The 24,727-nt window shown below is 62.3% G+C and carries 21 protein-coding genes and 1 tRNA gene; 7 read left to right on the forward strand and 15 right to left on the reverse strand.

Annotated elements, in window-relative coordinates:
- Positions 1–27 precede the first annotated feature (27 nt).
- From P0M12_RS03410 to P0M12_RS03445, 8 genes are all read right to left on the reverse strand, one after another.
- On the reverse strand, positions 28–783 hold the full coding sequence (locus P0M12_RS03410) for an enoyl-CoA hydratase-related protein (protein ID WP_118603606.1): 756 nt from the start codon (positions 781–783) through the stop codon (positions 28–30).
- 120 nt (positions 784–903) lie between these two features.
- Positions 904–1,752 (reverse strand): Bax inhibitor-1/YccA family protein, encoded by an 849-nt coding sequence (locus P0M12_RS03415; RefSeq protein ID WP_020970268.1) that lies wholly within the window; start codon positions 1,750–1,752, stop codon positions 904–906.
- A 194-nt stretch (positions 1,753–1,946) separates the two neighbouring features.
- Positions 1,947–3,083 (reverse strand): methyltransferase, encoded by a 1,137-nt coding sequence (locus tag P0M12_RS03420; protein ID WP_007728811.1) that lies wholly within the window; start codon positions 3,081–3,083, stop codon positions 1,947–1,949.
- A gap of 73 nt (positions 3,084–3,156) precedes the next feature.
- Positions 3,157–3,843, reverse strand: a complete 687-nt coding sequence (locus P0M12_RS03425; RefSeq protein WP_042920892.1) for a nitroreductase — start codon at positions 3,841–3,843, stop codon at positions 3,157–3,159.
- A gap of 68 nt (positions 3,844–3,911) precedes the next feature.
- Positions 3,912–4,817, reverse strand: coding sequence for a TIGR03619 family F420-dependent LLM class oxidoreductase (locus P0M12_RS03430; RefSeq protein ID WP_003943284.1), 906 nt, complete (start codon positions 4,815–4,817; stop codon positions 3,912–3,914).
- A 3-nt stretch (positions 4,818–4,820) separates the two neighbouring features.
- Positions 4,821–5,672, reverse strand: coding sequence for an SDR family oxidoreductase (locus tag P0M12_RS03435; RefSeq protein ID WP_277377444.1), 852 nt, complete (start codon positions 5,670–5,672; stop codon positions 4,821–4,823).
- Positions 5,673–5,718: 46 nt separating this feature from the next.
- Complete coding sequence (locus P0M12_RS03440; RefSeq protein WP_165639610.1) at positions 5,719–8,109, reverse strand: EAL domain-containing protein; 2,391 nt, start codon at positions 8,107–8,109, stop codon at positions 5,719–5,721.
- Positions 8,102–10,405, reverse strand: a complete 2,304-nt coding sequence (locus P0M12_RS03445) for an EAL domain-containing protein (protein ID WP_225320105.1) — start codon at positions 10,403–10,405, stop codon at positions 8,102–8,104. The genes P0M12_RS03440 and P0M12_RS03445 overlap by 8 nt, the downstream gene beginning before the upstream one ends.
- A 296-nt stretch (positions 10,406–10,701) precedes the next feature.
- Between P0M12_RS03445 and P0M12_RS03450 the strand changes: the two genes are divergently transcribed.
- The 3 genes from P0M12_RS03450 to P0M12_RS03460 all read left to right on the forward strand — a co-directional run bounded on the left by P0M12_RS03450 (position 10,702) and on the right by P0M12_RS03460 (position 13,494).
- Positions 10,702–11,379 carry a tellurium resistance protein TerA gene (locus P0M12_RS03450; RefSeq protein ID WP_007728823.1) on the forward strand — a complete coding sequence of 226 codons (678 nt, stop codon included), beginning with the start codon at positions 10,702–10,704 and terminating at the stop codon, positions 11,377–11,379.
- A gap of 289 nt (positions 11,380–11,668) precedes the next feature.
- Positions 11,669–11,863, forward strand: coding sequence for a hypothetical protein (locus tag P0M12_RS03455; RefSeq protein ID WP_064444008.1), 195 nt, complete (start codon positions 11,669–11,671; stop codon positions 11,861–11,863).
- A gap of 944 nt (positions 11,864–12,807) precedes the next feature.
- On the forward strand, positions 12,808–13,494 hold the full coding sequence (locus tag P0M12_RS03460) for a hypothetical protein (RefSeq protein WP_007728826.1): 687 nt from the start codon (positions 12,808–12,810) through the stop codon (positions 13,492–13,494).
- A gap of 93 nt (positions 13,495–13,587) precedes the next feature.
- On the opposite strand, the gene P0M12_RS03465 is transcribed toward P0M12_RS03460, so the two are convergent.
- The 6 genes from P0M12_RS03465 to P0M12_RS03490 form a co-directional block, all read right to left on the reverse strand.
- Positions 13,588–13,664, reverse strand: a tRNA-Leu gene (locus P0M12_RS03465).
- 34 nt (positions 13,665–13,698) lie between these two features.
- Entirely contained in the window at positions 13,699–14,664 is a 966-nt protein-coding gene (locus P0M12_RS03470) for a Ppx/GppA phosphatase family protein (protein WP_050654539.1), read from the reverse strand.
- A complete protein-coding gene (locus tag P0M12_RS03475; RefSeq protein ID WP_277377445.1) occupies positions 14,661–15,206 on the reverse strand; it encodes a DUF501 domain-containing protein in 546 nt (181 codons plus the stop codon). The genes P0M12_RS03470 and P0M12_RS03475 overlap by 4 nt, the downstream gene beginning before the upstream one ends.
- On the reverse strand, positions 15,203–15,814 hold the full coding sequence (locus tag P0M12_RS03480; RefSeq protein WP_003946294.1) for a septum formation initiator family protein: 612 nt from the start codon (positions 15,812–15,814) through the stop codon (positions 15,203–15,205). The genes P0M12_RS03475 and P0M12_RS03480 overlap by 4 nt, the downstream gene beginning before the upstream one ends.
- Before the next feature lie 134 nt (positions 15,815–15,948).
- Positions 15,949–17,235 (reverse strand): phosphopyruvate hydratase, encoded by a 1,287-nt coding sequence (gene eno, locus P0M12_RS03485; protein WP_003946309.1) that lies wholly within the window; start codon positions 17,233–17,235, stop codon positions 15,949–15,951.
- A gap of 214 nt (positions 17,236–17,449) precedes the next feature.
- Positions 17,450–18,262, reverse strand: coding sequence for a lytic murein transglycosylase (locus tag P0M12_RS03490; RefSeq protein ID WP_030536268.1), 813 nt, complete (start codon positions 18,260–18,262; stop codon positions 17,450–17,452).
- A gap of 140 nt (positions 18,263–18,402) precedes the next feature.
- On the opposite strand from P0M12_RS03490, the gene efeU reads away from it, so the two are divergent.
- Genes efeU through efeB form a run of 3 tightly spaced genes read left to right on the forward strand, consistent with a single transcriptional unit; the run spans position 18,403 to position 21,731 of the window.
- Positions 18,403–19,305 (forward strand): iron uptake transporter permease EfeU, encoded by a 903-nt coding sequence (efeU, locus tag P0M12_RS03495; RefSeq protein ID WP_277377909.1) that lies wholly within the window; start codon positions 18,403–18,405, stop codon positions 19,303–19,305.
- 14 nt (positions 19,306–19,319) lie between these two features.
- Positions 19,320–20,450 carry an iron uptake system protein EfeO gene (gene efeO / locus P0M12_RS03500; RefSeq protein ID WP_019744631.1) on the forward strand — a complete coding sequence of 377 codons (1,131 nt, stop codon included), beginning with the start codon at positions 19,320–19,322 and terminating at the stop codon, positions 20,448–20,450.
- Positions 20,451–21,731, forward strand: a complete 1,281-nt coding sequence (gene efeB / locus P0M12_RS03505; protein ID WP_158170047.1) for an iron uptake transporter deferrochelatase/peroxidase subunit — start codon at positions 20,451–20,453, stop codon at positions 21,729–21,731.
- Here the strand turns inward: efeB and P0M12_RS03510 are convergent.
- On the reverse strand, positions 21,704–22,840 hold the full coding sequence (locus P0M12_RS03510) for a glycosyltransferase (RefSeq protein WP_020908547.1): 1,137 nt from the start codon (positions 22,838–22,840) through the stop codon (positions 21,704–21,706). The genes efeB and P0M12_RS03510 overlap by 28 nt on opposite strands.
- Before the next feature lie 116 nt (positions 22,841–22,956).
- Between P0M12_RS03510 and P0M12_RS03515 the strand changes: the two genes are divergently transcribed.
- Positions 22,957–24,723 (forward strand): alpha/beta fold hydrolase, encoded by a 1,767-nt coding sequence (locus tag P0M12_RS03515; RefSeq protein WP_233272335.1) that lies wholly within the window; start codon positions 22,957–22,959, stop codon positions 24,721–24,723.
- Positions 24,724–24,727 lie beyond the last annotated feature (4 nt).

The following is a 24,727-nucleotide window of genomic DNA, read 5'->3' on the forward strand; positions in this document are numbered from 1 at the left end:
TGTGGTCGTGTTCAAGGTTCGCGGTTTTCATGTTGTCGTGAATTTCCGAGCAAAACTCCCCAACTCGCGAATCAACTCTCGCGCAGCGTCGTCCTCACGCTGCACGGCAGCGCGAGCTTCGTCCGCCCATCCGTGACGGAGCAGTCGTTTGGCGGCAAGGACTGCCGGTCCGACGTTGGCGGCAATCTGCTCGGCACTCTCGCGGGCGCGTGCCTGTACCTGGTCGGCCGGCACGGCGGCTGTCGCCAGTCCGTAGGCGGCAGCTTCGACGCCGCTGAGCCACCGGGCCGACAGGATCAGCTCGGCGGCTCGCTGCGTTCCGATCACCTTGGGCAGCAACCAACTACTGGCAGCTTCGGGAGCGGTACCCAGCGAAGTGAACGGTGCCCGCAGACGTGCGTCCTCGGCAACGTAGACGACGTCGCAGTAAAGCAGCATGGTCAGGCCGATGCCGACGGCAGCGCCGTGTACCGCGGCGATCAATGGCTTCGGGAACTCCACCAGCGCGACGATCAGCGGCGCGAATGCGTGGCCGAAGTCGGCGTTGTCTGCGCCTGGTTCGGCGAGTGCGCGTAGGTCGACACCACTGGAAAATGCCTTGCCTGCGCCCTCGACGATCACCACGGCCACGGCATCGTCCGACGCCGCGTCGTCGAGCGCTTTGGTGAACGCTCGAAAACCGGCTGCATCAAATGCGTTCAGGCGACTCGGATTATTGAACGTCAGCGTTCGCACTGCTCCGGCATCCGCGACCAGGATGGGTTCAGAGGTGTTTGTCGACATTCGCTCCCCTTCCTTCCAAACCAAGCAGTTGCTAGTTATCCAAGCACCGTAACCGTCCACAGACGACAAAAGAAGGGCCCCTCGCGGGGCCCTTCTTCGTGTTCCGGAGCGACTCGAGAACTAGTCGTTGTTGAAGTAGCTCAGCAGACGCAGGATCTCGACGTACAGCCAGACCAAGGTGACGGTGAGGCCGAATGCGACGCCCCAGGCTGCCTTCTCGGGCGCCTGTGCGCGGATCAGCTGATCAGCGGCGTCGAAGTCGAGCAGGAAGCTGAAGGCTGCGATGCCGATGCAGACGAGGCTGAAGATGATGGCGACGGTTCCACCGTCACGCAGGCCCAGTCCGCCCTCGGTGAAGAAGCTCGCGACGAGGTTACCGAGCGCCAGAACGACAACACCGATCAACGCACCGATGATCATTCGCGTCAGACGAGGTGTCACCCGGATCGCACCGGTCTTGTAGACGACCAACATGCCGAAGAACACGCCGAAGGTTCCGAGGACCGCCTGCGCAATCAGCATCGACGCGTCAGCGCCTTGGAGTTGGAAGGTGAACATGAACGACAGCGCACCGAGGAACAGACCCTCGGCCGCGGCGTACGCCAACACGATTGCCGGGTTGTCCATTTTGCGACCGAACGTCGCGACCAGAACCAGAACGAGGCCGACGAGACCGCCGCCGATGACCAGCGGGGCTGCGAGGTCGGCGTTGTTGTTGACCAGGAAGTACGACACCAGTGCCGAGATCGTCAGCACACCGAGCGTGATGCCCGTCTTGGTGACGACGTCGTCGATCGTCATGGCCCGCGAGGTGGGACCGGTCTGGTACGGCTCGGCCGGAGCGTACTGCGGCTGACCGAACTGCTGGGTTGCCTGCGAGGCGCCCGCCGTCGCAGATCCGAAGGAGGCGTATCCGTTGCCCTCTTGCTTGGGCAGATTGCGGAACACCGGGTTGCTGGTGGTGCGCACCGTGATCATCCCTTCATCGTGGTGGCCTACGACGGGTGCGTCGCGGGTTCGCCGGACGGATCCGAGTTTCCGACACGGTCCGTGTACCTGACTAAAAGTAAAGCACTCGTAATTTACAACGTCGAAGCTTCGGTTGTAGTTCCCGGCGCATTTCCGGAAGATCAACACTCTTCGACACTCGTCCCTTTTCGATACTAGGACGGTTTGACCGACTTCATCACGATGAACTTCGCGTTCTTCGCCATCGCCTCGCTCGGACCCACCGCGGCTTTCAACGGTTCGCGATACCCCAGATGCGCGTTGTGAACAGTCCACAACTCGCCACCGGGACGCAGGACACGGCCGGCAGCTTCGAACATCTTGAGTGCTCCGCCGGTGTGGACCGCCGCGCCGACGTGGAACGGCGGGTTCAACAGAACCAGATCCGCGCTCGCACTGGGCAACGAACTCACGGCGTCGTCGCGCAGGCCGCTCACTCGATCGCCGACGCCATTTGCGGACGCGGTCGCCAGAGCCGAAGCGACGGCTGCCGAGGACTGATCCGTTGCGATCACGTGCACGTCCGGGAACTTCCGCGCGATCGCCGCCGCGAGAATGCCGCTGCCACAACCCAGATCGATCACGTCGCTCAGCGGATCGACCGCAATCTTTCCGAGGTTCTCCAGGAGCAACCGGGTGCCGATGTCCAGGCTCGCACCGGCAAACACTGCGCCGTGAGCAACGACGTCGAGGTCGAATTCGTCGAGGCGTTCGGTCACCGGGAACGTGATAGCAACATCGGGCTTCGGTTCCGAAGCCTTGAGTACGCGGGACTTCTGACGCCCACGCGAGGCGCTGACGTCGGAAAACGATTCGCCGAGAACCTTGTTCATCGCTGGGGTGATGTGCTTGTCACGCCCACCGGCGAAGACACGAACCGCCGGGTCGGCGTGAAGCGCGATCAGCTGGGCGATCTCGGCAAGTTCGGCGAGGCTACGCGGCAATTGCATGAGCACGACGCGGGCGCCGCTGAGCAACTCCTCGTCCAGTCCGTGCGAGGTGAAGGCGTCACTGAATCCGAGTTCGCGCGCATTGTTCGCGAGGGCGAGCTCTCCGGTGAGCGGATCCTGGTGAACGCGCACGGCGGCGATTCCGTGCACGAGCGCAACACCGGCAGTCAGCGCACCGTAATGATCGCCGATCACGACGACGGTGCCCGCCGGTGCCGCGGCGAGAGCGTCGGCGGCCTCGTCGAGGATCAGACGATCAGCCGCATCGACGGCAAAGAGATTGGGTGCCTCGACATCGGGGAATCGGCGCAGACGATCGAACAGTTCGGGTGTGTCGGACATGCCACCAGTCTTTCAGGTGGAACTACGCAACACTCAATCCCCCGACCAGCAGGTGATCAGTTCGACATCCCTGTCAGTTCGACATCCACTGCACGACGTTGTCGACGATTTCGCGTTCGGTGCGGAATCCGTTCACCGGGTGGTCGGCGTCGGGGTATCCGAACGAGATCGCGCAGACAACCTTGCGAGTGTCGTCGATACCGAAATGCTCGTGAATGAACTTGGAGCTGCCCGCGAGCGCCGCCTGCGGAATGGTGGCGACCCCCAGACTCTGGGCCGCGAGCAGGAAGCTGTTCACGTACAACCCGCAGTCGACTGCGCCGTAGGTGCCCAATGCCTCGTCGGTGGTGATGATCGCGACGTGGGGAGCGCCGAAGAGCTCGAAATTCTTCATCGTCTGTGCCGCGGATCCGGCGCGGTCACCGTGCTCGATTCCGACGCTCGAATACAGCGCCATCGCGCAGTCGAACCGACGCGACTTGTAGATGCCCTGGTACGCGCGCGGGAACTCGAAGTCCGACTCCTGGGCGTTGGCCATCACGTACTCACCGAGGCCGGCGCGGAATCGCTCGGTGCCCTCCCCTTCGGTGATCGCGACCTGCCACGGTTGCGTGTTGCACCACGACGGCGTCTTCTGCGCCAGCCGAAGGATCTCCTCGATCACCTCACGTGGCACCTGACGGTCCTCGTAGGCGCGGCAGCTGATCCGGGCGTCGAGCAACGCTTCCAGGCTCGTATCCACGACGATGCTCTCGGTCATGTGTTCTCTCCTCGATCAGGCTGCACTACAACACTTCGCACGATAGAACTACCGTCTCGACGCAATCGTCAGCGGGTCACCTTTGCGAAGGCCGCCACCAGCTCGCCGAACTCTGCCATCGCCGCATCCGGATCCGGATCTACTGCTGCCAGCGCAACCAGCACATCGGTGGCACCGGATTCGAGCAGCTGCTCGGCGCCGATCATCGTCGCCGGGAGGTCGATCGAACCGTCGGACCCGCGTACGACGGTCAGTCGCCCACGGACCTGCAATTCCGCTGGATCGCGTCCGAGATCCGCCATCGCTTTGCCGATGACGTCGATCCCTTCACGTAGGTCGTCGTCCGCGGCACCCATGATCGGAATCCACCCGTCACCCCAGGTTGCGACGCGTCGTACAACGGCCTTGGAGAGCGAACCGGACACCCAGATCGGGATTCCAGCGGCCGGACGGGGCGCGCAGTACACGTCGTCGAACTTCAGACGAGGGGTGTCGATGCTCGCCGGCGCCGAACTCCACAGGGCCCGGCACACTGCGAGAGCGTCGTCGAGCAGTGGTCCCCTTTTACCGAAGTCCATACCTGCCGCCTCGTATTCACGTTCCTGCCAACCGGTTCCGACGCCCAGGTCGAGTCGGCCCCCGGAGAGCAGATCGAGTGTCGCGGCCGTCTTGGCCAGTACCGCTCCCCCGCGCAGCGCCGCGATGACGATTCCGGTCCCCAAGCGAATTGTCTTCGTCTGTCCGGCAACAAAAGCCAGGACGGTCAGCGGCTCGAGCCAGTTGGCGTCGGGCTCGGTGGGGAACGCCGACCACGTGTACGCCGAGTTGTCCGAGCCCATCACCACGTGATCGGTGACGAGGACCCGGTCGAAGCCGGCAGCTTCCGCGTTCTGACAGACCTGCACGAGTTTCGCGTAGGAGTCCTCCGCGAGAGTGGTGCCGAAGTTGGGAACGTTCAGACTGAAAGTTGTCATGTGTCAAGCCTTTCGGGGCCGGTTGGTCCAGCCACCCTCTTCTGTGGGGAACCAGCCTCCGGCAGCGTGCGAGCCGCCGTCGACGTGGATCACGGTTCCGGTGATGTATCTCGCCAGGTCGGAAGCCAGGAACAGTGCGGGGCCGGCAATGTCGACCGGCTGGCCCGGTCCGCCCAACGGTGCCCACCCCGGCCACTTGTCCCAGTCGTCGGCAGGAACGATCGTGCGATACGGCACCTGTACCGACTCGATCAGATCCGGGGCAATGGCGTTGACGCGCACTCCGGTTCGACCGATCTCCACACCAAGGCTTCTGGTGAACTGTGTCAGCGCGGCCTTGTATGCCGAGTACATCGTGTGGCCCGGGATCGCTCGATGCGCCTCCACCGTCGTCAGGTTCACGATCGATCCACCCAAACCGCGGTCGATCATGCCGGGAAGCAGGGCATGGGTCAGACGCACGACGTGATCGAAATTGATGCTGCCGGCCTCGGACCAGAAACCTGGATCCGTACCGGTGAACTCTGTCGGCGGGTTCAGGAAATGACCCACATTGTTCACAAGGACGTCCGGGGCGAACTCGGTCAACGCGACGGGGACTTCCCGCGTCCGCACGTCGTACTCGAGATAGTTGATCGAACCACCTGCAGCCGAGTCGAATTCGACGTCGCCAAGAGGAGCCACGTCGACATCCAGAACTGACGCGCCATGCGATGCAAATGCTCGAACAATCGCTGCGCCGATTCCCTGGGAACCGCCTGTGACCACTGCCTTCTTACCCACCAACATCGGCCCTGGGGAGTACGCCGATCCGACCACCACGAAGACACCCTTCTGCAGTTCGATGTGAAGCACTTCGGCGTACCGTCACACATCGAACGGCAAAACGGGCGCAAAGTTCTCACTCAGTGGTAGCCGCGACACCCCACCTGCTCGAACCGCCGAGTCGCCCATTCAAATAGTGCGGAATCTCGGCTGCCCGTATCGGCATTCCCTCGAGGTACCCCTGGATCACGTCACATCCGCACTCGGTCACTATCGCGCGCTGCCTCTCCGTCTCCACGCCCTCGGCGACGGTGTCCAGCCCCAGAGACTTGGCAATCGCGATGACGGCTCGCAAGACAGCGAACCTCGAATTCGAGGGATCCGCGTCCAGCGGTGCGACGAACGCCCGATCGATCTTCAACCGATCGAGCGGCAGCCGGGCCAAGCTGGCAACCGAGGAGAACCCGGTGCCGAAGTCGTCCATCGCAATGGCGATGCCGAGCGCCGAGAGCTGTACCAACACATCTCGGTCGGCGTCGTCGATGACCAACGATTCGGTCACCTCGATCTCGAGTCGGCTGGGGTGGAGGTTCACCTCGATCAGTGTCCGGCGTACCGAGTCGACGTATCGACTCGAACGCAGTTGCACCTGAGAAACATTGACGGCAACCCGAATGTCCTCCGGCCACGTTGTCGCCGCCGTGCAGGCAGCCCTCAGAACACCTGCACCGATCGGCACGATCAAGCCGGTTTCCTCGGCGACCGAAATGAAGTCTCCCGGCGAGACGAGACCTGAAGTCGGATGGTTCCACCGCAGCAGAGCCTCGAACCCGACAACAACTCCCGTCGCGGCCGAGACCTGTGGCTGATAAACCAACTCGAACTCTTCGTCGATCAACGCACGACGAAGATCCAACAATGCCCTGGCCCTACCCGTCGCACGATCCCGCAAAGTCGCATCGAAGGCGCGAATCTGGTTCCGACCGCTCTCCTTTGCGTGGTAAAGCGCGAGGTCCGCGACAATCACCAGGTCTTCGAGGCTGTCGGCGTCGTCGGGCATCGAGCCGTACCCCAGACTGGCACGAATGCGAATCTGGTTGCCGACCAGTGAAAATGGTCGTTCGAATGAGTCGAGAATCGTTTGGAATCTCTTCTCCACCTCATCTGCACTCCCGATGTCGTCGAAGGCTAGGTCGTCGAAGGCGATGGCGAACTCGTCACCCCCCAGTCGGCCACAGATCTCGTTCGATCGCAGAACGCTGTGCAGTCTGCCGGCAACATCGCGAAGCACGTCGTCTCCGATGTGGTGTCCCAACCGGTCGTTGATCGACTTGAAGTTGTCCAGATCCAGAATTGCCAGCCACACCCTGTGTCCGTCCCGAATCCGCGAAGACAGTTGAGCGTTGAAGCTGTACCGATTTCTGAGCCCGGTCAACGAATCGATCTCTGCCAATCGCAAGATGTTCTGGCGCTGGTGATACGAGTGCGTGATATCGGATCCGACACCGCGCCACCCGTAGGTCGCCCCATCGCCACTGCCCGGGTGACCTGACATCGACCACCAGCGAGTATCGCCCCGAACGACGACCTGCATGGTGAGGTCCCGAAACGCCGTCCCGGCTTGAAAATTCGCGGCGAGGAGATCAAGGGACTTCCTGCCCACATCTGTTCGGGACGCGCCGATCCCGATCAGGATCTCGTGCATTGTGCGGCCCCGAATCTGTGCTGCCGGCAAACCGACCTGCTCGGCGAAGCGATACGACACGGTACTGGCGATACCGCGCGAATCGGTCTCCCAGAGCCAATCCTGTGCTCCGTCTTCGAGATCGTTGAGCAACAACTCGACGAGATCTCGTTCGTCCTCGGCTATGAGTTCGGCGCGTAGCCGTCTCTCGAAAAGTTTGGCCAACAGCAAAGTTCCGCTGTAGAGCGAACCTACAAAGACGACCAGCACCCCGATCAGCACGAAACGCGATGTGCCCGGTTCCGTCCAGAACGCCCCGGCCAACCCGACTCCCACCAGGCTGATCCAGACCACAGTGATTCCGCGAAACATCATGGTGGGAAACACGCCGACCGCGATCCCACCGATCAAGGTCGAGCTCAGTACCAACTCGTCACGAGGATCGAGCATCGGGAAGAGAACGAGAGCCAAGCACGCCAGGAGCACTCCCCAGACAATGATTTCGACTGTGAGTACCACCAGTTCGGTGGTCTGGGACTCGGAGACGCCGAGACGCGAGCGCCGGAGCCAATACACACTGAATCCAGCGCTCGACAACAGCATGACGCTCGACCAGGCGAAGGTGAACCATCCGGCATCCACCGGCAGAAGCACCACGATCGCTGACAAGGCAACCGCCGCGGTCAGAAACGACCACGGCAGTACGCGCGCGGTGAACCGCAGTCGTCGATCGAGTAGGCGACGGCGATCGTAATCCGAGAGGTGTTGTTCCGTGCCGCTGCGACCGAGTTTGCGCACCGACGTCCCGACGCGACGCCTACGGAGTACTGCCGGGTCATCCACGTCGGCCTGCTACCGCCGCTGCGACCGCGTCGACCGACATGGCTCCGCCGGCGATGTATCCCTGAACAGTCCTCACCCTTGCAGCGGCCACGGACTTCAAGTCTTCCTCACCGTCGACTCCCGAGACGACGACCTCCATTCCCAATGCGTCGACCAGATCCACGACAGCTTCGAGGATCGACCGTCCACCAGGCACTGCACCCGAAATGGAGCGTTCTATCCGGACTCGGGTGAACGGAAGGCCGGACAGTGATGCGAGCGAGGAGAATCCGGCGCCGAACTCGTCCACGGTCAGCGCGATTCCCATGTCCGCGATGGCGTGCAACGCAAACTTGGACTCGTCGGTGATCGCCGATGATTCGTTGAGTTGGAGCTCGAGCTGATGTGCACTGACACCTGATCGTCGAAGCGAGTCCCCTATCGCGACGACAAAGGAATCCGATTCGAGCTGACGCGTCGATACCGCGACGGCTACCCGCAGGTGATCAGGAAGGCGGGACGCCGCCTCGCAGGCCAACTCGAAGACGGTAGTCCCCAGTGAGTACGCCAAACCGGTGTCGTCTGCGACGCTCATGAATTCGGCGGACGTAACGGCACCGAGGCGGGCGTTGTGCCAGATCACGCGGACTTCCACGGCCACGATCTCGCGGGAAACCACGTCGATCCTGGGCAACAGCTCGAGTTCGAGGTCCTTCTCCGCGACAGTGTTTCCCAGATCTTCGAGCAGGCGGGCCCGCCGATCGGCCACGGACTTCATCGAGTCTCGATATTCACGTACGGCCCCGCGCCCGGATTCCTTTGCCGCGAACAAGGCCAGGTCCGCAGCGCCCATCATCTCGTCGGCGGAGGACGGCAGCTCGTCGGGGAGGTAGTACCCGATGCTGCATCCGATCTCCAACCGCGTACCGGCCACTGTGATCGGCTCGTGCAGAGTTTCGATGTAGCGGCCGAGCAGAGTACGAACTTGTGAGCTGTCACCCACATCGGTGAAAAGAACCGCGAACTCGTCTCCCCCCAGACGTGCGAACAACTGTGACACCCCGCCGGCTTCGGACAGGCGATCCGCGACCTCTCGCAGAACCGCGTCGCCAACGGTGTGTCCCAGTGTGTCGTTGACCGACTTGAAGTTGTCGAGGTCGAGCATGGCCAACGCGAGACCACTTTCGCTTGTGTACGGCTCGCGCAGCAGTCGCTCGAGCTCGGTCCAGAAGCTGTGCCGGTTCGGCATACCGGTGAGTGCGTCCACACGACCCATCCGCACGATCTCGTCACTCTGCAGTTTTACTTCCGTGACGTCGGAACCGACTCCTCGCCAGACGAACTCGTCGGGTGTACGGCCGGGGCGCGGGCGTCCGGAGATCTGCCACCACCGAATTTCACCGTGAACTCGGACCGGAACGAGCACGTCGACGAATGCGGTCTTCGTGTGGCGGGCCTGCTGCAACTCCATCAGCGCATCGATCCCGCCGGGGATCCGTAGGGTGCCCAACTCCATGAACAGGTCCTGCCACGCCGTTCCCTGCAACTCGGTGGAGTCCAGCCCCGCTTCGACCGCGAGCCGCGTCGGGATTCGGTTGAACTTGCCTTTCTGGTCCGTCTCCCACACGAAGTCCCCGGCGTTGCCTTCGAAGTCTTCGAGAAGCATCTGCACGACCGATCGTTCCGACGCGGCGCTCAATTCAGCTCGATAGCGAGATTCCAGGTTGCCCGAGACCACTATCGTGCCGCCGATCAGAGCCGCGCCATAGGCGATCATTCCAATGAGAATTCGTTCGAACTCGGGTCCCGGCTGAAGCCAGAATGCCACCCCGAGGATTATCAGATTGGACAGGACCCAGGTGACCCCCACCACTCGCAACATCGCGGTGGCCACGGCTCCGGCACCGGTGATCGATGTGGTGACCGCTATCAGGATCAGATCGCCGGAATCGTCCAGGATCGGGTACAGGACCAGGGCGAGCGAGGAATACAGGATCCCGACTACAGCAAATTCGACGATGAGAAACGCGTAGGACATTCGGTACGTGGGTGTGATCAGGTTGAAATGAATGGCGAGACCCACGCACATCCCCACCAACCCGATCACGCCGGACAGCAATGGCCACACACGCGGCAGCGGTCCGCCGTCCGGGGGAATTACATACAACGTCAGCCCGAGTGTGACGACGAGGTGGACGGCAGCGGCCCAGGGCAGCACGCCGAAGGTAACGGCTATCTGCTCACGAGTTACGTCATCACGTTGGGCGGGCGTCAGTCTTTCTCTCTGGCGGGGTTGCAGAAGCGACAGGACTGGCATCACTTACCTCCCGCTCCCACGACGAAATTGAATCGGACGTCCGACTCAGCAATTCTTCCGTAATTGGACGTTGCCGTGTCAACCAGTGCGTCCACCCTATTTCGGAGTCGCGTCTGCCCACAGACACAGTAATCAGCAAACTGCTGGTCTGCCGCAAGTTGGCGCCGCAAGTTTGATGCCCATGGGTTGAAATCAGACATGAGGGACAATGGCCGGAGATCGCCGATCACGTCGGTGGAGATTCCTCGACGGGTAACACGATCGGACTCATTCGAGTTCAGACAAGGACTATCACGATGGCAATCGACTACACCCGACGTTCCGGCGAGTCCACTCCGTCGCAAGCACCGGTCAGCCTGAGCAAGATCACGCTCACAAAATCGGCGCCGACGGTCAACCTCGCGAAGGCGGGTGAACGACAAGGCAATATGCGCGTGAACCTCAACTGGTCACAGGGGGCACCACCGAAGAAGACCGGTTTTCTCGCCAAGCTCGCCGGCGCAGGCTCTGGTGCGGTCGACCTGGACCTCGGATGCCTCTACGAACTTGCCGACGGGTCCAAGGGAGTAGTTCAGGCCTTGGGTAACAGTTTCGGTTCACTGACTTCTCCGCCCTACATCTCCCTCGACGGCGACGACCGCAGTGGTGCGAACACCGGCGGCGAGAACATGCACGTCAATCTTGGTGACCCAAGCGCTTTCCGGCGAATCCTGATCTTCGCGATGATCTACGACGGCGCTCCCAACTGGGCGGCGGTGGACGGCGTCGTCACCTTGTATCCCACCAACGGGCCGGAGGTGGAAGTGCGACTCGACTCCGCCAGCAACCAGGAGCGACTGTGCGCGATCGCTCTCATCCAGAGTTCAGGTCAAGGCGTGACGGTGACGCGCGAAGTGCAGTACATCAACGGCAGTCAGTCCGATCTCGATCGGGCCTACAACTGGGGAATGAAATGGGCTGCCGGACGAAAGTAGGGGCTGCGGACGGGATCTCCCCCATCCGAATGACAATGTCCGAATCATCCACAATGTCGCAAGTTACTGGATAGTGTCGAGAAGTGGGGTCGGACATGAGGGGTCACGCTCGACACCGATAGTGGGTCGGTGACGCTATGTGCTTGGCGACGCCGACGTTCGACCGGAAAGGCCCTCGATTTCCCCCGAGATCGAGGGCCTTTTCGTATCTTGCGTCACTGTTCGCACCCTTTCATTAGTTGATCGTTAAACTAGGCGTTCGTCCAACATGCACCGATGGAGAACGTGAATGTCCACGAATTCAGATCGACGCCCGCGCCTGCCCGTGAGAATCGCCTACCTCGCCGCAGGAGTTCTCTTTGTCGCCGCCATGCTCCTGTTGGCAAGCGTCGTCAACCCTGATCGGGACCGCGATTTCTCGATGAACCACATCCCCGCGGGGACGTCGACGACCGCCTTCGCCGCAACGTCCGACCTCGGCTAACGAAGGTACCGGTACGTAAGTGGCGCACGTCACGAACTGTGGGTAGTTTCAACGCCGATGGTTCGCCGTAGGTCGGTATTGAGAGGGACGGCCAACCACTGCCCTGCCTGGTTGCCCCACCCAAGCAGGCAGGGCACCCCAGATCAGGCAGGCACCCCCGATAATTTAAGCCTCAAGTAACTGTTACTCGGGAAAGACTTGTATCAAACGGGGACGAATCGTACATTTCATCCGGCAGTCGGCCTTCGTCCGACGCCTTTGCCGTCAATGTCGACGGAACTTCTCTGAACACCACCACAAGTCGGCCACTTGTCGTGACCGCATTCGTCCTCGCGAAAGGCTCGCCCATGTTCGATTTCTTCGGCGCAATCTCCGGCTTCTTCGGCCTACTGTTCGGCACCGGCTCGTCGAGCGGGAGCTCGGGAGGAAGCAGCGACGCACCCGTCGCCCCGCCTACCTGATCCACAAGCCTCACCCGGCACCGATCCGCCGGGTGAGGCTCTCGCGAATCTCTTTGAAACACAACGTAACAGCACTTCAACTCCACCGACTTTTCTGCGGATCCACGCCGACACACTCCGGCGTCCGGACAGTTTCACCACATCGCCTGCAGTAATGGGTCCTGTGTCCGCCATTCTCCGTCGAGGCACACCCGCAGACCTCCCAACCGACAAGGCATGTGTTCGCCGTGAGCCGGTGTCCGTTGGGGCAGCAGTCCGGGGATTGCTCGGTCAACCGCATCTTCACATTTTCGCACACATGTTCGACAACTTGATACTGCACGCTGCACATTCGATTACACCGGCCGCTTCCGGTCGGCCCGAGCGCAACTATCCCTTCCGTCACTTCGGTCTGCTTTAATACGAAGGCTTTGTCGGGGGTTTACCAATGTCCGAAGTTGTCGAGTTTCTGCGAGCACACGCAGGCGAACACGGGGTTGAACTATGGGTTTCTTCAAGAAGGCGGCTGTGACTGCTCTAGCGGTCGCTGCAGTCGGAGCATCAACAGGGATCGCATCAGCTGATCCGTCGACCGACGTGAATTACGAAGCGAAGGTCGTCGACAAGTCGATCGTCACCACCATCGACGCCGGGCTGTTCAAGGTGTCCGGCGACGGCAAGTCCGTCGTCTTGCAGGACAGCAAGGGAGCCGACCTTGTTTCCCTGCCTCTCGCATACAACCTCGGGGATCTACAGTTCCCCTTCGATCGCACGATCAGTGAAGACGGTAAGACCCTCACGCTGACACCGATCACCGATTCGGCGAAGGCAACACCTCGACCCGAGAGTGCGCCTGCGGCAAAGGAATGGACGCCCGTCGCCTCGCCCGAGGAGAATGATCGGGCGATTGCGCACTTCCAGAGCCAACTCGGCCTCGGCACTCAGGTCGGCAGCCTGCTCGGCACCATCGTCGGCGCCGGAATCGGTTGCGCTGTCGGCGCTCCGCTGGGCTTGACCATCGTCGGACTCCCCGTCGCCGCGGCACTGTGCCTGGGTGGCCTCGCAACAGGCGCCGGAATCGGCGGTGTCGCCGGAACGATCCTCGGCGGCGGCGGCGCGGCTGTCGTAGCCGGCATCGATCTCGTCAACACGCTGAATGCTCCTGCCGGGACGACCGTCTGGGCTCAGTAGCCACTTGGTGGTCAGTCGCTGCTCCACGGAAAGCCCCGCCCGCCCGAAGAGGACGAGCGGGGTTTTTCGATTCAATGTGCAGGAGGATCTACGTGGTGCCCCCAGTCGGACTCGAACCGACACTTGACGGATTTTAAGTCCGTTGCCTCTGCCAATTGGGCTATGGGGGCCTTGCCGCACCCGACGGGTCGGGTGCGGCAGGGATCAGACTATCGGGTCGGTCTGAGCTACCGACATCGCGATGCCGTCGAGTATGTCGTGTTCGCTGACAACCAGTTCGGTGATCCCGGCTTTGGCTTCGAACGCTTGAGCCAGCACCGTGGTGATGATCGCTCCGCCGCCGATGACGTCCACCCGCCCCGGATGCATCGGGCCGAAGGCAGCACGATCAACCCGAGGCATAGCAATGAGACGCTCGCACACGTCGAACAGTTGATTGAACGAAATCCTCGACAGGTGCACCTTCTCGGCGTCGTACTCCGGAAGATCCTGCGCGATCGCGGCCAGCGTCGTCATGGTTCCAGCGACACCCACCCACGTGTGCGCCTTCTCGACGGGTACGGCCTCGAACGCCTCGGCAAGTTTCGCGGTCGCGAAAGCCGTCGCCTCGGAAACCTGCTCTGCTGTAGGCGGATCCGACGGTAAGCAACGCTCCGTGACGCGCACACAGCCGATGTCGGTGGAGTACGCAGCCTGGACGCCGGACGCCTCGCCGAGGACAACTTCGGTGGATCCGCCGCCGAGATCGACCACCACGAAGGGGCCCTCCGACGGATCGAGTTCTCCCACAGCACCGCTGAACGAGAGGCGCGCCTCTTCGTCGCCGGTGATGACCTCTGCTCCGGATCCGGGAATCACCGCGCCGAGCACGTCCCGCGTCATCGTGAAGAATTCTTCCCGATTCGCAGCGTCGCGAGTAGCCGAGGTGGCGACCATGCGAACGGCGGTTGCTCCGGCATCGGCGATCATCGACGCGTACTCGACCAGCGCGATCCGGGTGCGTTCGATGGCCTCGGGCGCGAATGTCCCTGTCGCATCAACACCTTGACCGAGTCGCACGACGCGCATCTCGCGCCGGACATCCACCAGACGGCCGTCGGCGCCGACGTCGGCGATCAGCAGTCGAATGGAGTTGGTACCGCAATCGACTGCGGCGACACGGCGAGTCACCGGTCGGTGTTGTCGGCATCGTCGATGCCAGGCCAGTCCGCGGGAATTGCAGTGCCGCGCAGCTTTCCGTGACCGGCCAACGCGACGGACTCGTCACCGAGCGGATTGACGCCGGGTCCCTTGGCAAGCGAATGTGCCATCAGCACGTGCAGGCACTTGACACGATCCGGCATCCCACCGCCGGCAAAGTCGGTTCCCAGAGATTCGATCGCGTCACGCTCGGCAAGGTACGACTCGTATGCCCGTCGATAGGCCGCGGCAAGTTCCGGATCCTGGGTCAGGCGTTCGGTCATTTCACGCATGACGCCGGCGGATTCCTGACGGCTCGCTTCGGCAGTCAGTCGCGGGTCCGTGAGGTAGAACAACGTCGGGAACGGTGTTCCGTCCGGAAGTTTGGGGGCGGTCTTGACCACGCCCGGCTGACCGTCCGGGCTGCGGTACGCGATCTCGATCACTCCGCGTGGCTCACGGCCCAATTGAGCGGCAACGGCGTCGAGATCCGCTTGTGAAACCTGTGGGGAATTTTCGGACGTGTTGCTCACCCGGTGGGTACTCCTTGCTCTTCTGGCTCTATCGGCGCCAACGGCATCGGGGCCGGTGTCGTCGTCTCGGGAACCACTGGCGGTTCCGAAATCGTTTGCCACAGATCGCGATACCACGGACCTGTGAGCGGTGTTTCCTTTTCCTGCTTCTTCTCGGGTTCCTTGTAGTCACCGGGAAGCTGAACCTGGAACGGGGTCTCGCCCGGTTTGACGTACCGAAGGCGTTCTCGTGCAAGAGCTTCGATGTACGCAGGGTCGTCGAAGCGCGCGTTCTGCCCTTGCAGCTTTCGCAGTTCTTCCTCGAGTACCTGACGTTCGGCCGCCACCTGCGCGGCATCCGAACGCTGGCTGATGTAAGTACGGAGCGGCACTGCCAGTGTCAGCGCCAGCATGAGCACAACCATCGCGAGCACAACTGCCCGACTGGTGGACAAGCCGAAAATGGTGTTGTCCGACTTCGGAAGCCGAGACCAGAACTTGTTGGTTCCGCTCTTCCCCCGGGCCGACTTCGACCCTCGCGCCGACGCTTTCTCGGCGGAGACCCCCGGTTGCGCGGGGTCTGTCACAGCGGAATCGACTGCTTCCGGATCTACCGAAGGTTCCGACACGCGTGCGCGTCGGGCACTGTCCCGACGCGCACGCGACGGTGTGTCCCCACGACGGGAACCACGACCCCCCGGACTTCCGCCGGGGGATCGTGGCTTACCGCGCTGTGCAGACACTACTGAATCTTAGATTTCCGTCAGGCCTCGAAAGCGAAGCGCGGGAACGCAACCTCGCCGGCGTAACGTGCTGCGTCGCCGAGGTTCTCCTCGATGCGCAGCAGCTGGTTGTACTTGGCAACGCGCTCGCTGCGTGCCGGAGCACCGGTCTTGATCTGGCCGCTGCCGACGGCAACCGCGAGGTCGGCGATGGTGGTGTCCTCGGTCTCGCCGGAACGGTGGCTCATCATCGTCTTGTAGCCGTTGCGGTGAGCGAGATCGACGGCATCGAGGGTCTCGGTCAGGGTGCCGATCTGGTTGACCTTCACCAGGAGTGCGTTGGCCGCACCCTTGACGATGCCTTCTTCGAGGCGCTCGGGGTTGGTGACGAAGAGGTCGTCGCCGACGAGCTGGATCTTGTTGCCGATCTGATCGGTGAGTGCGACCCAGCCGTCCCAGTCGTCTTCGTCGAGCGGATCCTCGATGGAAACGAGCGGGTAGGCGTCGATGAGCTCGGCGTAGAACGCCGCCATCTCGGCCGCGGTGCGGTTCTTGCCCTCGAACTTGTAGCCGGTGCCGTCGGTGTAGAACTCGGTGGCAGCGACGTCGAGAGCGAGCGCGACGTCGGTACCCAGCTTGAGGCCGGTCTTGTTCACGGCGATCGTGATGAGGTCGAGTGCTTCCTTGGTGCCTGCGACGTCGGGCGCGAATCCGCCTTCGTCGCCGAGACCGGTGGAGAGGCCCTTCTCCTTGAGAACCGACTTCAGGGAGTGGTAGACCTCGGCGCCCCAGCGCAGCGATTCCTTGAAGCTCGGTGCGCCGATGGGAGCAACCATGAACTCCTGGACGTCGACGCCGGTGTCTGCGTGCGCGCCACCGTTGAGGATGTTCATCATCGGGACAGGGAGAACGTGAGCGTTGGGGCCACCGACGTAGCGGAACAGCTCGAGGCCCGAGGACTCGGCGGCGGCGCGAGCCACGGCAAGCGAGGCACCGAGCAGAGCGTTTGCGCCGAGACGCGACTTGTCCGGGGTGCCGTCCGCGTCGAGCAGCGCCTGGTCGACCGTGCGCTGCTCGGTTGCGTCGATGCCGATGATGGCAGGAGCGATCTCGCCGAGCACAGCCTCCACGGCCTTCTCGACGCCCTTTCCGCCGTAGCGTGCGCCACCGTCGCGCAGTTCGACGGCTTCGTGCTCACCGGTCGAAGCGCCGGACGGCACCGCAGCCCTGGCGAAACTTCCGTCTTCGAGCAGAACCTCGACCTCAACCGTGGGGTTACCACGGGAATCAAGGATCTCGCGAGCTCCGACCTGCTCAATACTGGCCACTGTGTGGTTCTCCTTCGAATGGGCTTCGCATTGGGGCACGCTCTGCGTGCTTGACACTTGGGCTCCGACCCCTCCGGTCGAAAGAGGACCACGATCGCGGCTGGGCCTCTGCAGTGCCAGCACCTCTGTAGTGCCAGCACACAGCCTAACCGCACGGGCCGAAGGCTTCTTTATCGACGCGCGGTCACGGGTCCGACCTGCGGATCGATCACCGTCAGTCCGGCCGTACCCCGACTGAATACGCCGACGCACGATCACGAACGAGTGCGAGATAGTCGCCCGAGAGGTTGTACGCCATCAGTGCCTGCTGCCATCCGGCAGCGGAAGTGAGGTCTCCCCCGCGTGCACACAGGTAGCGGGCGGCCGTGAGGGCAGCGTCGTCGATGTTGTCGGGGTCCACCCGGCCGTCGCCGTTGGCGTCGACTCCCCATTTGAGCCACGTCTCGGGGATGAACTGCATGGGCCCCATCGCACGGTCGTGCACTGGATCGCCGTCCATCGCCCCGCCGTCGGTGTCGGGGATCTCGGCAACTCCCGGGCCACCGTCGAGAGGGATTCCCCGAATGATCGGAGCAACCTGGCCGAACGCGTCGACCGACGAGCCGTCGTAGGTCCCGTGGCGGCTCTCGACGCTGCCGATACCGGCCAAAGTTGTCCACCCGATTCCGCAGCCGGGAAGCGTCTCGGCCATCACCGCAGCGGCGTACCCGTAGGCCTCGAGTGCCGTCGTCCCGATCCCGATGTCGTCCGACAATCCCGCTGCCCAGTCGGCGAGTTGATCAGCACTGCGGCCGGGAGCATTGATGTCGATCGGCGGCGTCGGAGAGCCGGTACCTGGGGGTATGCCCTCCGGAATGGCTACTTTCGGTTCGTTCGATCCACAAGCCACGACGCCTGCGCCCAGCAAAGCTGTTCCGGCAGCTACTGCTGCTACGGCTCGCGAGAGACGCCGGGGACTTCTGCGGGCTGTGGGAGTTCGGTACACCCCTCCATCATCCACATGCGAGTGAACTACTCCCGAATCCATTGGTAAAGAACAGCAAAAGTACAGGTGAGAGCATGGTTCGCCGTCGATGATGGAGTATCTTCTTCTGAGTTAAGGCTGGCCTAGCCTCATGCGTTCGTCAGAAGCTGTTGCACTCACTCAGTCAGGAGTCGCCCGTGCCCGTGTCGGTACTCGCTGCCGCGAGCACACCATCAGTTGCCACCCAGCTATTCGGCAGTGGCCTGATCGGTCTGCGCGAAGGCCTCGAAGCGGGCATCGTGGTGATGATTCTCGCCGCCTACCTCGTGAAGGCCCAGCGCAAGGACGCACTGAAATGGGTGTGGCTCGGCGTCGCGATCGCCGTCGCGATGGTGGCGATCATCTTCTTCGCGATCCACTACGGAACGTCGACGGTCGACGGCCTGACCGCAGAGATCATCGCGGGCGTTGCCTCCCTGATCGCCGTCGTCATCGTCACGATCATGGTCTTGTGGATGCGCACGGCCGCCAAAAACATTTCCGGAGATCTGAAAGCGGGGATGGAGAAGGCGTTGATCGCCGGACCCGTCGCCATCTTGTCGCTGTCGTTCTTCGCGGTCGGTCGTGAAGGCGCCGAGACTGCATTGCTCATGGTCGGTTACGCCGAGAACACCGCAGGCAGCTCCTGGCCGTTGGTCGGACTGCTCCTCGGAATTCTCCTGGCCGCCGTCTTGACCGTCGCCATGTACTTCGGCGCCCTCCGTCTCAACCTGACGACCTTCTTCCGGTACACGGCGATCTTCCTCATCGTCGTAGCCGCCGGAATCCTCTCGTACGGTGTTCGCGCTCTGCAGACCGGAAACGTCCTGCCGGGCGGTTCGAATCTCGCGTTCAACCTGACACCCGGCTACGACCCGTCGACCTGGTACGGCACCGTCCTCGCCGGAATCTTCAACTTCCGCCCGGACCCGACCGTCCTGCAAGCCGTCGCATGGGTCGTCTACCTCGTAGTCGTCCTCGCGCTCTTCCTACGTCCCCTTCCGTCGAGCCCATCGGAACCGACAACCCCGCCTGCGCACGACACACACGTTCCCGAAAAATCCTGAGAGGCATTGCCGACATGCGTAAATCCACCCTCGTACTGGCCACGGCCGCGGTACTTCCCTTCTCCCTCGCCGCATGCACCGAGAAGACGACCGCGAGCGACGGCGACATCGTCGTCACGGCCACCGACGATTCGTGTGACGTCAGTGCCACCACTGGAACCACTGGCAGTTCGACGTTCCAGGTGACGAACAACGGCTCGAAGGTCACCGAGTTCTACGTCTTCGCCGAGGGCGATCGAGCGATGGGCGAAGTCGAGAACATCGGCCCCGGCCTTACCCGGCAGCTGATCGTCTCCCTCCCCGAGGCTGCGACCTATCAACTCGCGTGCAAGCCGGGCATGGTCGGAACCGGCATCCGTCAGGACTTCGTCGTCACGGGCGATTCGCAGGCGGCCACCGACGAGAGCGGCCAGCTCGCCGAAGCTGCCGACGGTTACCGTCGCTACATCCGCAGCCAGATCGTCGCGCTGCAGGACACCGCAGCTCAGTTCGTCGCCGCCGTCCAGTCCGGCAACGTCGACCAGGCGAAGGCACTCTTCCCGATCGCACGTACCTACTACGAGCGCATCGAACCCGAAGCCGAGAGCTTCGGCGAACTCGATCCCAAGCTGGACCTGCGCGAAGCGGATCTGGAGCCCGGTCAGGTCTGGACGGGATTCCACCGCCTCGAGAAGGATTTGTGGGTGACCGGGCTTCAGCCGGATACCAACGCGGTCGCCGATCAACTGCTCGAAGACATTCAGTATCTTGCCGACCAGGTGAATGCCGAGGATTACACGATCGATCCAACCAAGATCGCCGGCGACGCCCAAGGACTGCTCGACGAGATCTCGACTTCCAAGATCACCGGTGAGGAAGACATCTTCTCGCACACCGACCTGTGGGATTTCCAGGCCAACGTCGACGGCTCGCAAGCGGCGATCGCGGCACTGAACCCGATCCTGCAGGAACGTAATCCCGAGCTCGCCCAGCGCATCGCTGACCGATTCGCCGACCTCGACGCTGCGCTGGCGCAGTTCCGGGTCGGCGACGGATTCGTGTACTACGACACCGTCACCGAGGCGCAGCGTCAGGAACTCTCGCGTAAAATCGATGCACTGTCCGCCGAGGTCAGCCAGGTCCAGGAAGTAGTCGCGGGACAGTAGATGACTGATTCACCAGAAGGCACACCCGCTGCGGAAAACGCAGCACCGCACGCAGTCTCACGACGCCGACTGTTCGGCGCCGTGGGGGCCGGCGCCGTTCTGGCCGGTGCCGGTGCCGTCATCGGGCGGGTGACCGCCGACGAGAGTTCCGGCGCCGATCACGCAGACGTGGTCGCCTTTCGCGGCGAGCATCAGGCAGGCATCACGACGCCGGCCCAGGATCGTATGCACTTCGTCGCTTTCGATGTGACGACGAAGTCGCGCGACGAACTGATCACGCTGCTGCAGACGTGGACGGCGATGGCCGAACGAATGACGGCGGGTCAGGAAGCAACCGAAGACGGAGCGACCGGCGACGGTCCGTATGCACCACCGAGCGATACGGGTGAGGCACTCGATCTCGCGCCGTCGCAACTCACCCTGACCATCGGATTCGGACCGTCACTTTTCGACGACCGTTTCGGGCTCGCAGACAAGAAACCTGCTGCCCTGCTCGATCTCCCCCACTTCCGGGCGGACAACCTCGACCCGAATCGGAGCGGGGGCGACATCGCCATCCAAGCGTGCGCCAACGACCCCCAGGTTGCCGTCCATGCGATCCGCAACCTCGCGCGAGTCGCGTTCGGGACCGCGTCGGTCAAATGGTCGCAACTCGGGTTCGGACGAACATCCTCGACCTCGACGACGCAGGCGACGCCACGAAATCTGTTCGGGTTCAAGGACGGAACAGCCAACATCAAGGCGGAAGATCCGGACGCACTCGCCCAGCACGTCTGGGTTGATCCCACTGACGATCAGGCCTGGATGGCAGGCGGATCATTCCTCGTCGCCAGACGAATCCGCATGCTGATCGAGCAGTGGGATCGCGCAGTACTCAAGGAACAGGAAGCTGTCATCGGCCGCTCCAAACGGAGCGGAGCGCCGCTCGGTGGCAAGGACGAGTTCGACGAGCTCGATCTCGATTCCAAAATGGGACACGACTTCGTCATCCCGGAGGATTCACACGTGCGCCTGGCCTCTGCCGAGGAACTCGGTGGGATTCAGATCTTGCGCCGCGGATACAACTTCACGGACGGCTCCGATGGCTTCGGCCACCTGGACGCGGGACTGTTTTTCGTTGCGTACTGCCGGAATCCGGTCGAGCAGTTTGTTCCGATGCAGCAAAACCTTTCACGACACGATGCGCTGAACGAATACATCCAGCACGTCGGTTCTGCGGTCTTCGCTTGCCCCGGCGGTCTCGCCGACGGGAGCTACTGGGGCTCCGCGCTGTTCGCGTAGCCGAACACCGGGACACCGGTCCAGGTTGCGATCTCGGAACGAAATCTGCGCACGGAGTACTTCTCGTACGAGCGTGCACCATTCACGTCCACTGCGGCGACATCTCGGATGCACTCGGCCACCGATTCCCAACTGTCGTCGTGGAAATGGAGTCCGTCGACACCAGGTGTCACGGTTTCCGAAGCTCCCCCGATGCTGTTCGTAATCACGCGCGCACCCGCAGCCATTGCCTCCACCGGCATGATTCCGAAGTCTTCGATCGCCGGAAAGACGTATGCGAGTGCCTGCTGATACAGCGCAAAAAGCAACGCATCCGAGGGGCGCCGAACAATTCGAACGGGAACCGACGCAGAGTCAGCCATCGCGCGGAGCCGATCCTCTTCCGGGCCCGACCCTGCGATGACAGCAGCCGTTCCGGCCCGCTCGGCTGCCCGGATCACCCAGTCCAAACGCTTGTACGGAATGAACCTCGAGGCACCGAGAACGAATGGCGAGGGCAAACTGGATAGTAGCTGAATTTCGTTTTCGCTCAATCGGGACCGCCAATCCTCGACGGCGGAGATCCGGTCGACGTCCACCGGAGGGTGGATGACCCGTGATTGCACGCCCCAGGCTCGCTCAACCCGTCGACTGACGAACACACTGTTCGCTGCGAACGAGGCTCCCTCCGACGCTCTTTTGCGGTCGATCTTGCGCAGAATGGGTGATCCCAGCCTCGCGAGTGGCGAGTTTCCACGCTCGTCCAGTTCGGGATTCCACACGTACCTGGCGGGGGTGTGCACGTAGACGAATTTCCGGAATCGCGCAGACTGCTCCCTGAATGTTGCGTGATGGGCAAACACGTGGGAGCTGATCAGCGCGAAGTCATAGCCGCGGTTCTCCAACCCTCGCCAGGTGAACGGCATGACAGGCAATGAGAGCGCTTTGCTACGACGCAATGGCGTTGCAGCGAGCACACTTTCGTTGACATCGGTTGTCGAGTAACGCCCGGGAGCATCGTTCCACAGACAATAGAGGTCAGCGTCCGGATAACAGTTGACGAACTCGTCCAGCACCTTCTCTGCGCCGCCCGAACGCTCTATCCATTCATGGACGAGTACACCTGACATTTTCGGACTCCTATGCGCTTTTTTGGCGCTTCACAAACCTAGAGATTGCTGGATCGGCATCAAACAGACTACTGGTATGTTTACTAGCAACATACAGGCAACCGATCTTGACCGGAGTGATCACCATCGAGACTCAACTGGCCACGTGGTTCGGGTCGGCAGACAGGCCGTTGCTCGGATTCGTTCACGTGCCCTCTTCAGGAACTGTCCGAGAAGCCGTGGTCATGTGTCCCCCGCTGGGCAAGGAGCACATCGACACCTATCGCGGCATGCGACTTCTCGGCGAAAAACTCGCGGCACAGGGTATGGCCGCTTTTCGTTTCGAGTACGCGGGAGTCGGCGACTCGGCCGGTGCCGAAGACGATCCTGACGCTCTCACCCTCTGGCTGAAGAGCATCGTCAGCGCTGTGGACTATGTCCGACAAGCGGGCGCGGAATCCGTCAGCATCGTCGGACTGAGAGTTGGTGCCCTCCTGGCAGCGTCGGCATTGCAGGAGTGCGGACACGTCAACTCGATAGTCCTGTGGGACCCAATTCTGACCGGCCGCAACTACCTCAGGGAACAACGTGCGTTCTACGCGATCAGCGTCGGAGAGGACGATCCCGCCGACTCACGTGTGTCGATCATGGGTGGCGTGCTGGCTCCCGAATGCGCCGACCAACTGTCACGTCTCCGCATCACCGGACCATTTCTCGGACGTCCACGCACCCTTCTGGCCGTGAAGTCTTCGGTACTGGACAGCAGAGCTGTCGCCGGGCTCGCAGCAACTCTTGATCCCGAGATGATGATCTTGGAGAACCACGACGCGTTCACGTCGCCTCCCAGTTTCTACGTCGACATCCCCTACACACACATCAGCGAAATCGCACAGTGGTTGGATCGCCACGCGCCCACGAGTTCCTCCGCGTTCACTCCCGCGATCACCACCACAGCTCGCGTCGCGGTCACCGAAGTCGGCGAGGAGGTGTTCGAGACGTTGGAACGATTCGGCGCTCAGGAGCTCTTCGCGATCCGCACGCATCCCGCAACTTCTCCCGAATCCGAGGCAGGCAACATATCGACCACCGATGCGCCTCCCGAGCGCGGACTACTGTTCTTCACTACTGCAATCGAGCATCGAGTCGGGCCTGGCCGCTCGTGGGTGACCATCGCTCGTGAGGCCGCGGCTCTCTCGGTCACGAGTCTCCGATTCGACCGACGAGGGGTCGGCGACTCGGGTCCGATCGACGCCGACAATCCGACGTCGGTCTATTCACACGCGGCAGACGAGGACGCACGCACTGCCGTTGCCGCACTCGGCGCAGATCCGAGAAACCTCGTGATGACCGGATTGTGTTCGGGGGCATGGACCTCAGCGTCCATGGCGCTCCAGATGGGTGCGAGATCGACAATACTCGTAAACATGATCTTGTGGTCGGTGAGGCGCAAGAAGTCCCTGATGGATGCTGTCTTGCCGGAGGCTCCTCGAATCGATCCAGGTGCCGAAACCACGAAACTTCCCCTCCGCGGACGGGTGAAAGGCGTACTGCAGTCCCGTCTCCCCTATCCAGCGTGGAAGCTTCTGGGAATCAGGGGAATCACGCAGGTTCCTGAGGTAATGCTGGAGGCACTCTGCAAGCGTGGGGTGGATACCACCGTCATCCTCTCCCCCGCGGACGCCGCATGGTTCAATCAGCAACGCGGACCCGAAGGCGTTGCCCGGATGACTCACCGAGGACAAACGTTCGACGCGATCATGCCACCGGTCGGCGATCACCCGTCCTACCATCGTGACCTCCGAAATATCGTGCAAACAAAGGCGATTTCTTCGATTGCGAAAGCATTCGGAATTACGACGGTCCCTCGGGCCGACACGGCGAATGCGAACCGGTTCATCGCGTGAACAC

It is taken from the genome of Rhodococcus sp. RCBS9 (assembly GCF_029457415.1).
In the GTDB taxonomy this organism is placed as follows: domain Bacteria; phylum Actinomycetota; class Actinomycetes; order Mycobacteriales; family Mycobacteriaceae; genus Rhodococcus_F; species Rhodococcus_F qingshengii.

Bases quoted from the DNA above. Each gene is read 5' to 3' on its own strand.
- P0M12_RS03410 (WP_118603606.1), bottom strand. From the start codon at position 783: ATGTCGACAAACACCTCTGAACCCATCCTGGTCGCGGATGCCGGAGCA.
- P0M12_RS03420 (WP_007728811.1), bottom strand. From the start codon at position 3,083: ATGTCCGACACACCCGAACTGTTCGATCGTCTGCGCCGATTCCCCGAT.
- P0M12_RS03425 (WP_042920892.1), bottom strand. From the start codon at position 3,843: ATGACCGAGAGCATCGTCGTGGATACGAGCCTGGAAGCGTTGCTCGAC.
- P0M12_RS03430 (WP_003943284.1), bottom strand. From the start codon at position 4,817: ATGACAACTTTCAGTCTGAACGTTCCCAACTTCGGCACCACTCTCGCG.
- P0M12_RS03445 (WP_225320105.1), bottom strand. From the start codon at position 10,405: ATGCCAGTCCTGTCGCTTCTGCAACCCCGCCAGAGAGAAAGACTGACG.
- P0M12_RS03450 (WP_007728823.1), top strand. From the start codon at position 10,702: ATGGCAATCGACTACACCCGACGTTCCGGCGAGTCCACTCCGTCGCAA.
- P0M12_RS03455 (WP_064444008.1), top strand. From the start codon at position 11,669: ATGTCCACGAATTCAGATCGACGCCCGCGCCTGCCCGTGAGAATCGCC.
- P0M12_RS03460 (WP_007728826.1), top strand. From the start codon at position 12,808: ATGGGTTTCTTCAAGAAGGCGGCTGTGACTGCTCTAGCGGTCGCTGCA.
- P0M12_RS03490 (WP_030536268.1), bottom strand. From the start codon at position 18,262: ATGGATTCGGGAGTAGTTCACTCGCATGTGGATGATGGAGGGGTGTAC.
- efeO (WP_019744631.1), top strand. From the start codon at position 19,320: ATGCGTAAATCCACCCTCGTACTGGCCACGGCCGCGGTACTTCCCTTC.
- efeB (WP_158170047.1), top strand. From the start codon at position 20,451: ATGACTGATTCACCAGAAGGCACACCCGCTGCGGAAAACGCAGCACCG.
- P0M12_RS03510 (WP_020908547.1), bottom strand. From the start codon at position 22,840: ATGTCAGGTGTACTCGTCCATGAATGGATAGAGCGTTCGGGCGGCGCA.